The sequence below is a fragment of the Microbacterium sp. NPDC089189 genome, assembly GCF_040685095.1.
Lineage (GTDB): Bacteria > Actinomycetota > Actinomycetes > Actinomycetales > Microbacteriaceae > Microbacterium.
Window position 1 is genome coordinate 1 of the sequence record NZ_JBFBHG010000006.1, and the last position, 12385, is coordinate 12385.

8 protein-coding genes are annotated in these 12385 nt (G+C 70.5%); 3 read left to right on the forward strand and 5 right to left on the reverse strand.

Going from position 1 to position 12385, the window contains the following annotated elements:
• Window positions 1-99 precede the first annotated feature (99 nt).
• The 5 genes from AB0N73_RS04785 to AB0N73_RS04805 form a co-directional block, all read right to left on the reverse strand.
• A complete protein-coding gene (locus AB0N73_RS04785; protein ID WP_363560917.1) occupies window positions 100-2478 on the reverse strand; it encodes a glycosyl hydrolase 53 family protein in 2379 nt (792 codons plus the stop codon).
• Window positions 2479-2512: 34 nt separating this feature from the next.
• Window positions 2513-3382 carry a sugar ABC transporter permease gene (locus AB0N73_RS04790; protein WP_363560919.1) on the reverse strand — a complete coding sequence of 290 codons (870 nt, stop codon included), beginning with the start codon at window positions 3380-3382 and terminating at the stop codon, window positions 2513-2515.
• A complete protein-coding gene (locus AB0N73_RS04795; RefSeq protein WP_363560921.1) occupies window positions 3382-4995 on the reverse strand; it encodes an ABC transporter permease subunit in 1614 nt (537 codons plus the stop codon). Before AB0N73_RS04795 ends, AB0N73_RS04790 begins: the two co-directional genes overlap by 1 nt.
• A gap of 62 nt (window positions 4996-5057) precedes the next feature.
• Window positions 5058-6275 carry a maltose ABC transporter substrate-binding protein gene (locus AB0N73_RS04800; RefSeq protein WP_363560923.1) on the reverse strand — a complete coding sequence of 406 codons (1218 nt, stop codon included), beginning with the start codon at window positions 6273-6275 and terminating at the stop codon, window positions 5058-5060.
• 125 nt (window positions 6276-6400) lie between these two features.
• Window positions 6401-8422, reverse strand: a complete 2022-nt coding sequence (locus AB0N73_RS04805) for a beta-galactosidase (RefSeq protein ID WP_363560925.1) — start codon at window positions 8420-8422, stop codon at window positions 6401-6403.
• Window positions 8423-8602: 180 nt separating this feature from the next.
• On the opposite strand from AB0N73_RS04805, the gene AB0N73_RS04810 reads away from it, so the two are divergent.
• The 3 genes from AB0N73_RS04810 (at window position 8603) to AB0N73_RS04820 (ending at window position 12150) form a co-directional block, all read left to right on the forward strand.
• Entirely contained in the window at window positions 8603-9619 is a 1017-nt protein-coding gene (locus tag AB0N73_RS04810) for a LacI family DNA-binding transcriptional regulator (protein ID WP_363560927.1), read from the forward strand.
• Between the two features lie 63 nt (window positions 9620-9682).
• A complete protein-coding gene (gene metG / locus AB0N73_RS04815; RefSeq protein ID WP_363560929.1) occupies window positions 9683-11257 on the forward strand; it encodes a methionine--tRNA ligase in 1575 nt (524 codons plus the stop codon).
• A gap of 14 nt (window positions 11258-11271) precedes the next feature.
• On the forward strand, window positions 11272-12150 hold the full coding sequence (locus AB0N73_RS04820; RefSeq protein ID WP_363560931.1) for a TatD family hydrolase: 879 nt from the start codon (window positions 11272-11274) through the stop codon (window positions 12148-12150).
• The last annotated feature ends 235 nt before the right edge of the window (window positions 12151-12385 follow it).

Sequence of the window (12385 nt, forward strand, 5' to 3'; positions counted from 1 at the left end):
TTCCCTCCCTTATCGGCCCAATTCCCCGTTACCCGGGGGCGGGGCACCCTTGGGGTGCAGCTTCCCGCCCGCGCGTCGGGCCCGGCGGGGCGGGACGGGTCAGGCTCGGCGCGACCGCAGTCGGGCCGTGATCAGTGCCGTCGCGCCCAGGAGGAGCAGCACGGCGGCCGCGAGGCCGATCGGGGCGGGGTCCGCGCCGCCGGTGGCCGCGAGGCGCACGGCGGCCGGATCGGGCGCGGTCACCGGTGCGTCGACGCCCGGAGCGGGAACGCCCGGGTCGCCCGGTGTTCCCGGCTGACCCGGGTCGACGGGCACGACGACCGCCTCGAGCGCGTCGAGCGCATCGGCGAGCAGGGCCGCTGCGGCATCCAGACGCTCCTGCGCGGGCACCGTGGCGCCCAAGACGAAGCGCGCGATCTGCACGGCATCGTCGACGGCGGCCAGCGACGACGGGGTGTACCCGTCGCGCACCAGGGCGTCGGCGCGGGCGATGAGAGCCGTCAGCGCTGCGGTGTCGGATGCAGCGGGGGCGACACGGGTGAGCGACAGATCGTCGAGGGTTCCCCACGACCCGGCCGACAGCGACGCCGCGACCCGGACCGTGACGCTCTCGCCCTCCGCGATCTCGATCGTGTCGGTCGACGGCGTCGACCAGACCCGCCAGCCGGTGAGGGCGAAGGGCGCTTCGGCGCTCTCGCCGCCGCTGGAGGCGATCGACAGGCGCACGACGCTCGCGGCGTCCTCGCCGTCGCCCTGCGCCGCGCCGCTGGCCCGGTAGGTGCCGGCGGGCAGCCCCGTGACGGTCTGCGACAGGTCGAACGTGTAGGCCGAGCCGGAGTAGAAGTGCGCGGAGCGCGAACCCGAGCGCGGGTCGTCCGTCGCGCGCAGCGTCAGTCCGGTGCCGGTCGTCGACCACGCCGACACGTCGGCGTCCTCGAAGCCGGGGTTGCGCAGGTGGTTGGCGACCTGCACGGTCACCGTGGCGGTCGTGGCCAGGCCCGCCGCCGTCGTGCCCGCGAAGGTGTAGGTGCCGGGGCCCGCGAGCCACTCGGTGCCGGGCGTCCACGTGACCGCCTGGTCCTCGGTCGTGCCGTCGTTGTACGAGACCGTGACCGTGGCCGGAAGGGCGAGCGGAGCGCCGTCGTCGACCGTGAGGGCGACCGTGGCCACATCCGTGACCTCGCGGGGCGCGAGCGCGCCGGTGCGGACGTAGGAGAACACCCGCAGCGACTCGAGCGCGGTGCCGTCGTGACCGAAGAACGCCTGGTTGTCCCATGCCGACCCGCCGAACCACTGGCCCGCGTCGTGCGCGTCGTACTCGCCGGCGAAGCTCGATGCCCATCCGGATCCGTCGCGCTCCCAGAGCAGCTTGTTCTGCTCGAGCTGGTCGGGGGGCCCGACCGGCAGCCACGCGGGCTCCCAGTAGTACACGCCGATGCCCGCGTCGCCCACATCAGAGACGGCCTGCACCACGTCGCGCACGGCGCTGGCCTGACCCTGCACGCTGACGGGGTACTGCGTGGCCTCCGAGGGCAGGTCGATCACGTTGCCGTGACCGTCGCCGTCCTCGAGCGTGTACGCCCACGACGTCTCGGCCACCATGACCTTCTTGTCGTACGTGTCGGCGATCTGGCGGAGCACCGAGGTGAGGTTCGCGGTGGAACCGTGCCAGAACGGGTAGTACGACGACGCGAAGACGTCGTAGTCGACGCCGCGGGTGTCGAGCTGGGCCGCGATGTTGGCGTAGCTGCCCGCCCGCTCGGGGTTGGTGAAGTGCAGCGCCACGAGCGCGTCCGGCGCGGTGGCGCGGACGGCCGCGGCGCCCGCCGAGAAGATCTGCGCCATGCCGTCCCAGCCGGTCACGCCCGCGACGCCGTTGTTGGTCTCGTTGCCGACCTGCACCATACGCACGTCGACGCCGGCCGTGGCGAACGCGGTGAGCGCGTCGGTGGTGAAATCGCCCACGGCATCCGCCTTCTCGGCGGTCGTGAACGTCGTCCACGCCTTCGGCGACTGCTGCTTGGCGGGGTCCGCCCAGAAGTCCGAGTAGTGGAAGTCCACCAGCACCCCGAGACCCGCGGCCGTGGCGCGCTCGCCGATCTCGACGGCGCGCGCCACATCCACGTCCCCGCCGCCGTAGCCGTTGCCGGCGGCGTCGAACGGGTCGTTCCAGACCCGGATGCGGATGTCGCTGACCCCGGCGTCGGCGAGCAGCTCGAAGAGGTCGCCCGGGGTGCCCGACTCGTCGCGGAACACCACGCCCGACGCCTCGAGCGACAGCACGGACGAGACGTCGACGCCGGTGATGAAGTCGTCCGAGAGGTTCTCGACGCGGGGGACGGTGATACCGGCGGGGACGGGCTCGTCGGCGGGTGCGGCGGCGGCGGGCGCGGCCGCGGCGAACGCGGCGAGGCCCACCGCGGCGGCGGTCAGCGCCGCGACGGCGGCACGGGGGGAGCGGAGGATGCGGCGGTGCATGGGTTCCTTTCGGGTGGGGTGGGGGTGCGGCGGATCAGCCCTTGACGGAGCCCTGGGTGAGACCGCCGACGATGAAGCGCTGCAGCGACAGGAACAGCGCGAGCACGGGGATCGCCGCGATGACGGCACCCGCCGCGAAGAGACCCCAGCGGGAGGCGAGCTGGTTCGAGACCCACTGGAACATGCCCACGGCGAGCGTCCAGTTGTCCTCCGAGGTCAGCACGATCTTCGCGAGGATGTAGTCGCCGAACGCCGAGATGAACGCCAGCAGCGCCACGACGGCGAGGATCGGCATCACGAGCGGCATGATCAGGCGCCAGAAGATCTGCGCGTGGGTGGCGCCGTCGATCTTGGCCGACTCGTCGATCTCCATCGGGATCGTGTTGAAGAACCCGTACATGAGGAAGGTGTTCGCGCCGAGAGCGCCGCCCAGGTACACGCAGATCAGCGTGAGCTTGGAGTTGATGCCGAGGGCCGGCACCACCTCGCCGATCGCGAGCAGCATGAGGAAGATGGCGACGAAGGCGAGGGCCTGCGGGAACATCTGCACAATCAGCAGCGACGTGAGGCTCGCGCGGCGACCGCTGAAGCGGAAGCGCGAGAACGCGTACGCCGCGCAGGCGCCCATGAGCACCGCGCCGACCGACGAGATGCCGCCGATCAGCAGCGTGTTGCCCACCCACGTCCAGTAGCTCGTCTCGCTCAGCGCGGCGAAGTTCGAGAAGTCGAAGGCGCTGAACAGGGCGGTCGAGCCCGAGAGGGTTCCGCGCGGGTTGAGCGCTGCCGAGATCACGTAGAGCAACGGGAACACGGCGTAGAAGATGACGATGGCGGCGAAGAAGTACTTCCAGCCGACCTCGAGCCACCAGCGGCGGCGACGGGCGGGAGTGCGTGTCGTGGACATCACTGGTACTCCTCGAGCTTGCGGGTCTGACGGAAGGCGATCGCGGAGATGATTCCGACGACGATGAACACGATGATCGACAGGGCGCTGGCCAGGCCGTAGTCGGCCGCACCGCCGGCGACACCCGACACCCGGTAGATCGCGGAGATCAGGATGTCGGTGGAACCGAGGCTGTACGGCGCCCCCGGTATGGCGGGACCGCCCGCGTTGAACATGTAGATGACGGTGAAGTTGTTGAAGCTGAAGGCGAAGGACGAGATCGCCAGCGGCGCGGTCGACACCAGCAGCAGCGGGAGCACGATCGAGCGGAACTGCCGCCACTTGCCGGCGCCGTCGATGGATGCGGCTTCCAGGGTGTCCTTCGGCAGCGCCTGCAGGGCCCCGGTGCACACGAGGAACCAGTACGGGAAGCTCAGCCAGACGTTGATCCACAGCACGGCCGCTTTCGCGAGCCAGGGATCACCCAGCCAGTTGATCTGGCTGCCGAAGAAGAACAGGTCGTTGATGACGCCGAACTCCGCGTTGAACATGCCGCGGAACAACAGCGCCGACATGAACGCGGGGAAGGCGTAGGGGAGGATGATGAGCGTTCGCAGGTACTTGCGGGCGCGGACGCGGGGATCGTTGAAGACGATCGCGAAGACCAATCCGATCCCGAAGCTGATCACGACCGATCCGATCGCGAACGCGAACGTCCACGCGGTGACCGAGAGCAGCGGTGCGGCCAGAGCCCCGTCGGTGAAGACCCGGAGGAAGTTGTCGAGGCCGACGCCGACGTACCAGCCGGCCGGCAGGCGGACGCCGTCCGCCGAGACGAAGCTGCCCGTCGCGTCGTCGGCGGTGTAGACGGTGCCGTTGACGGTGTCGGTGATGGTGCGCGCCTCGTCGTCCCACACCATGGTCGGCGTGTAGACGAGTCCGGACGAGCCGTCGCGGGTGCGGATGGAGCCGTCGTTCGGGTCGTCGGAGACGGGCACGCGCAGCGCCTCGATGGCGGACTGCAGCTCCTGGTCGGTCAGCAGCTGCGCGCGCGGGATGATCGTCCAGCCCGAGACCTCCTCGGGCGCGGCGGACGAGGACGTCGATCCCACCTCTTCGAGCGGCTGCGTGGCGGTTCCGACGCGGACGTCGCCGTCGTCGTTGATGGCCAGGCCGTACTCGCCGAAGCGCTCGACGACGGTCAGCGGATAGGTCTCGGAGCCTTCGACGCGGCGCTCGCCCTGGATGAGGGCGGCGTCCACGGCCTGCTCGACGGACCCGGCGTGACCGGTGCCGTAGTTGGTGAACGCGATGTACGCCGTGTACCCGAAGACGAACACCTGGAAGACCAGGAGGAACACGAGGCCCGGCATCAGGTACTTGAGCGGCAGGGCGCGCCGGGTGAAGTAGACGATGTCGGCCGCGACCAGCAGCACGATCGCGACCGTGAAGATGAGCCACGACTGGACGCTGAAGGCGGAGACGATGGCCATCACGCCGAGCGCGTTGACCAGACCCATCAGGATCAGCTTGACGATGAAGCCCCAGCCGACGCCGCGCCAGGCGCGCGCGTGCGACTCTCGCCGGGGCGAGGCGGGAGGGGTGTTCTGCTCGGCGGCCTGTTGCACCGTCATGACTGCTCCTGTCTGAGGAAGCGGGGGTGGGGCGGATCCGAGGACCCGCCCCACCGGCCGGGTCAACCCGCGAGGGTTCCTTCGAGGTCGGTGATCATCTGGGTCCAGGTGCCGACCGGGTCGGCGCCGTTGATGATCTGCGCCTCAGCGGCGTTCCAGAAGTCCCAGACCGATCCCATCTCGGGGATGGAGGGCATGGGCACGCCGTTCTGCGACGACGCGAGGAATCCGGCGATGATCGGGTCGGACGAGACCTCTTCCGCCAGCGAGCTCCACGCGGGGATGCGCGGGTCGGCGTCGTAGAGCGCGCGCTGCGCGTCCTCGGTGCCGAGGTAGTTCACGAGGAACTCCTGCGCCAGCAGGGCGTTCTTGCTCTGCGAGCTCAGGTAGAAGCCCTGCACGCCCACGAACGGAGCGGCGGGCTCGCCGCCGGCCGAGGGGATGGGGTTGACCGCGACGTTGACGTCAGGGAAGGCGCTGATCGCCCACGGGCCCTGGATCGTGTACGGCGCCTGGCCGGACGCGAAGAGCTCGTTGTTGATGTCGTAGTCGATCGTGGTCGAGAGGTAGCCGGTGCCGGCCGAGCCGTTGGCGTGCAGCCACTGGGCGAAGGCCTCGCCGCCGGCCCCGCTCATCCCTACCTCGCTCGTGTACGAGCCGGTGTCGTCCTGCACGAAGACCGGGGCGCCGAACGACGTCTGGAATCCGTACATGGTGTAGCCGTCGCCGGTCTCACCCGCGGTGTTGATGACGAAGGGGCGCTCGGTGCCCGCCGCCAGGCCCTTCTGGATCATCTCGTCCCAGGTGGCGGGGGCCTCCGCGCCGACCAGGTCGGTGTTCTGCACGAGGGCGACGGTCTCGAGCGAGTACGGCAGGGCGTAGAGCTGCCCGTCGTACGTCATCGCCTCGAGGGCGACGGACTCGAACTCGCTCGTCTTCTCGCCCAGGTCGATCGTGTCGACGACGCCGGCCGCGACGAGAGCGCCGAGCCAGTCGTGCGAGCCGACGGTGATGTCGGGGCCTTCGCCCGTCGGCACCTGCGAGATGAAGTCGTTGCGGAGGTCCTCGAAGTTCTTCTGGACGAGGGTGACCTTCGCGCCCGTCTCCTCCTCGAACGCCGCGGCGGCGTCCGAGATGGCCTGCTCGCGCTCGGCGTCGGTCCAGATGACGAGCTCGGCCGTTGCTCCGGCGGTCTCCTCGGACGAGGATCCGCCCGAGCAGCCGGCCAGCAGCAGGGCGGATGCGGCGGCTGCGACGCCGATTCCGATGATCTTGCGCATGGGACGTGTTCCTTTCAGAACGGTGGTCTTCGGGTGCGCGCCTTCATCGACGTCGCGCCGTTACGACCGGGGTGGAAGGCGTCCGTCCGGTTGGCGGACGCCGAGGTGGAGGGGTGCCGCCGGGGTCAGCGACCACCCCCGGACAGAGCAGGTGTGCGAACGACCGCCACGCCGCCGCCGGCGACGGTGACCTCGCCGTCGACCTCGGAACCGCTGAGCAGCTCCGTGCCGGTGAGGGCGAACGACGCGGGGGTGTCCGCGTGGTTCACGAGGACGACGTAGTCGGTGCCGTCGCCGTGACGGCGGACGACCTCGAGCCCCGCGGGGGCGCCGATCGGGGCGAGCCCCGCATCGGCGTAGACCGCGCCCACGATGGCTGCCAGGCCCGCCGCATCCGGTCGCGTGCTGACGTACCAGCCCGTGCCGGCGCCGTGACGGTGGCGGGTGACGGCCGGGCGTCCTTCGGCGGGACCGTCGAGATAGGTGGCGCGCACCTCCGCTCCGGCGAGCACGAGGTGCTCCGCCCACGCGTCGATCTCGAGACGCTCGCCCGACCAGTCGACGCCCGCGGTGTCGCCCTCGCGCAACGGCAGGAACTCCTCGACGCGCACGCCGAGGGCCGTCTGCAGCGGCGCGAGGTAGCCGCCCGGGTGCACGGCGTCGTTCTCGTCGACGACCGCCGAGAAGTAGGACACGAGCAGCGTGCCGCCGTTCTCGACGTAGCGCGTGAGGTTCTCGGCGTCGGCCGCGGTCAGGAGGTACTGCGCGGGCGCGACGACCAGGCGGTAGCCGGAGAGGTCCTGGCCGGGCAGGGCGAAGTCGACGGTGATGCCGTCGCGCCAGAGCCGCTCGTAGTACGCGCGGATCCGCTCGTCGTGGTCGAGGGTGTCCGAGGGGCGCCACTCGAGGTCCTGCGCCCAGAACGACTCGAAGTCCCACAGGATCGCCACATCCGCGTGGACGCGCGAGCCGCGCACCTCGGCGAGCGAGGCGAGGTCGGCGCCGAGCGCCACGACCTCGCGGAAGACCCGGGAGTCGGTGCCCGCGTGCGGAAGCATCGTGGAGTGGAACTTCTCGGCTCCCGAGCGCGACGCGCGCCACTGGAAGAAGAGGATGGCGTCCGCACCGCGGCCGAGGTGGGTGAGGGAGTTGCGGGCCATCTCGCCGGGCCGCTTGGCGATGTTCTGCGGCTGCCAGTTGACGGCCGAGGTCGAGTGCTCCATCAGGATCCACGGCTTGCCGCCGCCCACCGAACGCGAGAGGTCGGCGGCGATCGCCAGGCCGATCTCGCCCTCGGGGTCGGGAGCCCAGAGGTAGTGGTCGTCCGAGACGATGTCGACCTCGCGCGCCCAGGCCCACAGGTCGGTCGTGTGGCTCTGGTTGGCCATGAAGTTGGTCGTGATCGGCTGCGTGGCGTGCGCGCGGATGGCGTCGCGCTCGGCGATGAAGCAGGCGCGCAGCTGCGCGTCGGTGAAGCGGGCGAAGTCGAGGCGCTGAGCGGGGTTCACGACGGAGGGGGCGGCGGCCGGTGCGCCGACGTGCTCCCACTCGCCGTAGTGCTGGCCCCAGAACGCCGTGCCCCACGCGGCGTTGAGCGCGTCGAGCGTGCCGTAGCGGGCACGCAGCCACTCGCGCCAGGCGCGGACGGCGTTGGGCGAGTAGTCCTCGCCCACCGGGACGCCGTACTCGTTGTGCACGTGCCACATGACCACCGCGGGGTGGGCGGCGTAGCGCTCCGCGAGCGCCGTGGCGATGCGCACCGACGCCCGCTGGTACTCGGGGGCCGAGTGCGAGGCCATGCCGCGCGAGCCGAAGCCCATGACGGTGCCGTCGCGGGAGATGACGCGGGCGTCCGGATAGGTCGCGAAGAACCACGCCGGGGGAGAAGCGGTGGGGGTGCCGAGATCGACGCGCACGCCGTTGGCGTGCAGCAGCTCGATGATCTCGTCGAGCCACGAGAAGTCGAACACGCCCTCGGAGGTCTCGATGAGGCCCCACGAGAAGATGCCGATGCTCACGAGGTTCACCCCGGCCTGCCGCATGAGCGCGACATCCTCGTGCCACGTCTCACGCGGCCACTGCTCCGGGTTGTAATCGCCGCCGTAGGCGATTCCATCGAGCTGTGGCCAGGGGGATGACGCGGTCATGACGCTCCGTCGGGTCGGGGTGGAAGTCCTCGTCGTGGTGTGACTGGGACCGGTCACAGTCTGAACGGAGACGCGACATCCGGGCAAGGCCGTAACCCGTTCGTTACCGAACTGTGACCGGTCCCAGGTTTCTGCCGCGTCGGGTGCCGTGCAACGGCATCCGACCGATAGAGTCCTCGCGTGGGAGAGACGACGACGGCGCGTCGCCGCCCGACGATCAGAGACGTCGCGGCGGCTGCGGGAGTGTCACGGGGGACAGTGTCCCGCGTGATCAACGGGGGGCACTGGGTGTCACCCGATGCGCGCGATGCCGTCGAGGACGCCATCCGCCGCACCGGCTACACGGCCAACCACGCGGCGCGGAGCCTGGCCACCGGGCGCGCCGGGTCGCTCGCGTTCCTGCTGACCGAGCCGCAGCACCTGCTCTTCGCTGACCCCACCTTCTCGCTGCTGCTGCGCGGTGCGGCCGAGGCGCTCGCGCAGCGCTCGATGACCCTGGTGCTGCTGGTGGCGGGCACGCCCGCCGAGCGCGCCAACGTCGCGCACTTCGTCAGCGCGGGCCACGTCGACGGCGTGCTGCTGATCTCGTCGCACGAATCCGATCCGCTGCTCGAGGCGCTGCTGGAGGCCGGCGTTCCCACCGTCTCGTGTGGGCTTCCGCTCGGTCACCAGGGCGACCTCGCCGCCGTCTCGGTGGATGAGGAGGGCTCGGCGCGGGCCATGACCCGCTACCTGCGCGAGCAGGGCCACCGCCGGATCGCCACCATCGCCGGACCCGACGACACCCCCGGCGGCCGTTACCGCCTCGTGGGGTTCCGCGAGGAGATGGGGGACGCCTTCGACCCCGAGCTGGTGGAGCGCGGTGACTACAGCGCGGAGTCGGGCCTGGCGGCGATGACCCGGCTGCTCGAGCGCACGCGCGACATCGACGCCGTGTTCGCGGCCTCCGACGGCATGGCCGCGGGCGCCGTGCAGGCGCTGGCGCGAGCCGGGCTGCGCGTGCCCGAGGACGTCGCCGTCGCCGGCTTCGACGATTCGGGCCTCGCCGCATCCCACGAGCCGCCGCTGACGACCATGCGGCAGCCCTGGGATCGCCTGAGCGGCGAGATGGTGACGCTGCTGCTCGAGGTCATCGACGGCGCGCCGCGGCGCAGCGTCACCCTGCCGACCGAGCTGATCGTCCGCGACAGCGCCTGAGCGTCGGTTCCCGGCCCCGACACGTCGGTGGGCGGGCGCACGCGTGCCGCCTAGACTCGTCGGGTGACCACGGGCCGTTCCTTCTACATCACGACGCCGATCTACTACCCCAGCGATGTTCCCCACATCGGGCACGGGTACACCTCGGTGGCCGTCGACACGCTCGCGCGCTGGCATCGTCAGGCGGGCGACGACACCTGGATGCTGACCGGCACCGACGAGCACGGCCAGAAGATGCTCCGCGCTGCCGCGGCCAACGGCGTCACGCCGCAGGAGTGGGTCGACAAGCTCGTGGGCGAGGCCTGGTTCCCGTTGCTGCGCACGCTCGACGTCGCCAACGACGACTTCATCCGCACGACGCAGGAGCGCCACGAGACCAACGTGCAGGTGTTCTTCCAGCGGCTCTACGACGCCGGGTACATCTATGCCGGCGAGTACGAGGCGCTGTACTGCGTCGGATGCGAGGAGTTCAAGCCCGAGTCCGAGATCGTCGACGGCACGGGGCCGTTCGAGGGCCTCAAGGTCTGCGCGATCCACTCCAAGCCGCTCGAGCTGCTGCAGGAGAAGAACTACTTCTTCAAGCTGAGCGAGTTCCAGGGGCGGCTGCTGGAGCTCTACAAGACCGAGCCCGACTTCGTGCGCCCCGACTCGGCCCGCAACGAGGTCGTCTCGTTCGTCAGCCAGGGGTTGAAGGACCTCTCGATCTCGCGGTCGACGTTCGACTGGGGCATCCCGCTGCCCTGGGACTCGTCGCACGTCATCTACGTCTGGGTCGACGCGCTGCTCAACTACGCGACGGGCGTCGGCTACGGCACCGATCAGGAGACGTTCGACCGCCGCTGGCCCGGGTATCACGTGGTCGGCAAGGACATCCTGCGCTTCCACGCCGTCATCTGGCCGGCCATGCTCATGGCGGCGGGACTCGACGTGCCGCGCGGCGTCTTCGCGCACGGCTGGCTGCTCGTGGGCGGCGAGAAGATGTCCAAGTCGAAGCTCACCGGCATCGCGCCCACCGAGATCACCGACGTCTTCGGTTCCGATGCCTACCGCTTCTACTTCCTGTCGGCGATCGCCTTCGGCCAGGACGGATCCTTCTCGTGGGAGGACCTCGCGGCCCGCTACCAGGCCGAGCTCGCCAACGGGTTCGGCAACCTCGCCTCGCGCACGGTCGCGATGATCGAGCGCTACTTCGAGGGCATCGTGCCCCCCGCATCCACCTACACCGACGCGGATCTGGCCATCCAGCGCATCGTCGCCGACGCGGCCGCCGGTGCGGACGCGGCCATGGAGCGATTCCGCATCGACGAGGCCATCGCCTCGGTGTGGACGATCGTCGACGCCTTGAACGGCTACATCACCGAGAACGAGCCGTGGGCGCTGGCCAAGGACGACGCGCAGCGCGAGCGGCTGGGCACGGTGCTGTACACGGCGGCCGAGGGACTCCGCGCGCTCGCCGTGCTGCTCTCGCCCGTCATGCCGGTCTCGACCGAGAAGCTGTGGATCGCGCTGGGCGCGGCCGAATCGATCGGACGCCTGCACGATCAGCTGCTGCGCGACGCCGGCGGATGGGGCGTCCTCCGCCCCGGCAGCTCGGTCAACGGGCTGGCACCGCTGTTCCCGCGCGTCGAGAACGCCTGACCCGTCCGCACGCCGTGACCGACCCGAGCCAGTACGTGCGCCACCGCGAGAAGGGTGCGCGCGATGTCAGCTATCCGCCGTCGCCCGAGCCCCTCGCGGTGCCGGTGTACGACAACCACTGCCACCTCGAGATCCAGGACGGCGACGACGCGCTGAGCCTCGACGCGCAGCTGGAGCGCGCGGCGGCGGTGGGCGTGATCGGCGTCGTGCAGGCCGGCGGCGACATCGACTCCAGCCGGTGGTCGGCCTGGGCGGCGGCGTCGCACCCGCGCGTGCTGGCGGCCGTGGCGATCCACCCCAACGAGGCGCCCGCCTACGCCGCCGCCGGACGGCTGGCCGAGGCGATCGGCGTGATCGACGAGCTCGCCGCCCAGCCGCGCGTGCGCGCGATCGGCGAGACCGGGCTCGACTTCTTCCGCACGGAGGAGGACGGGCTCCCCGCGCAGTACGAGAGCTTCGAGGCGCACATCGCGCTGGCGAAGACGCACGGCATCGCGATGCAGATCCACGACCGCGACGCGCATCAGGCCGTGCTCGACACGCTGCAGCGGGTCGGAGCCCCCGAGCGCACCGTGTTCCACTGCTTCTCGGGCGATGCCGACATGGCGCGGATCGCGGCGGACCGCGGGTACTACCTGTCCTTCGCCGGCAACGTGACCTTCAAGAACGCGCAGAACCTGCGCGACGCCCTCGCCGTCACGCCGCGCGAGCGCATCCTCGTCGAGACCGACGCGCCCTTCCTCACCCCGACGCCGTACCGCGGGCGCCCGAACGCCCCGTACCTCGTGCCGGTGACCATCCGCTTCCTGGCCGCCGAGCTGGGCGTCGACGTCGACGAGCTGTCTGCGCAGGTGGCCGAGAACACCCTCCGCGCTTACGGTTCGTTCGACTGAGCCGCATCCCGCCGCCGTCCCGCCTGCAAAAAGAATCCGTTCTGCAGGACGTTTCCCGAAGGATCGACCTGCAGAACGGATTTCTCCTGCGTACGGATGGGGGTGGGGGTCAGCGGTTCTCGTCGTCGAGGCGTTTCTGCTCCTGCTGCTCGAGGCGGTCCTTCTCCTTCTGAGCGGCTTCGCGCTCTTCCCGGATCTCTTCGTGGGACTTCGAGTTGTTGGTCATGCGGTGATC

Bases quoted from the DNA above. Each gene is read 5' to 3' on its own strand.
- AB0N73_RS04785 (WP_363560917.1), bottom strand. From the start codon at position 2,478: ATGCACCGCCGCATCCTCCGCTCCCCCCGTGCCGCCGTCGCGGCGCTG.
- AB0N73_RS04790 (WP_363560919.1), bottom strand. From the start codon at position 3,382: ATGTCCACGACACGCACTCCCGCCCGTCGCCGCCGCTGGTGGCTCGAG.
- AB0N73_RS04795 (WP_363560921.1), bottom strand. From the start codon at position 4,995: ATGACGGTGCAACAGGCCGCCGAGCAGAACACCCCTCCCGCCTCGCCC.
- AB0N73_RS04800 (WP_363560923.1), bottom strand. From the start codon at position 6,275: ATGCGCAAGATCATCGGAATCGGCGTCGCAGCCGCCGCATCCGCCCTG.
- AB0N73_RS04805 (WP_363560925.1), bottom strand. From the start codon at position 8,422: ATGACCGCGTCATCCCCCTGGCCACAGCTCGATGGAATCGCCTACGGC.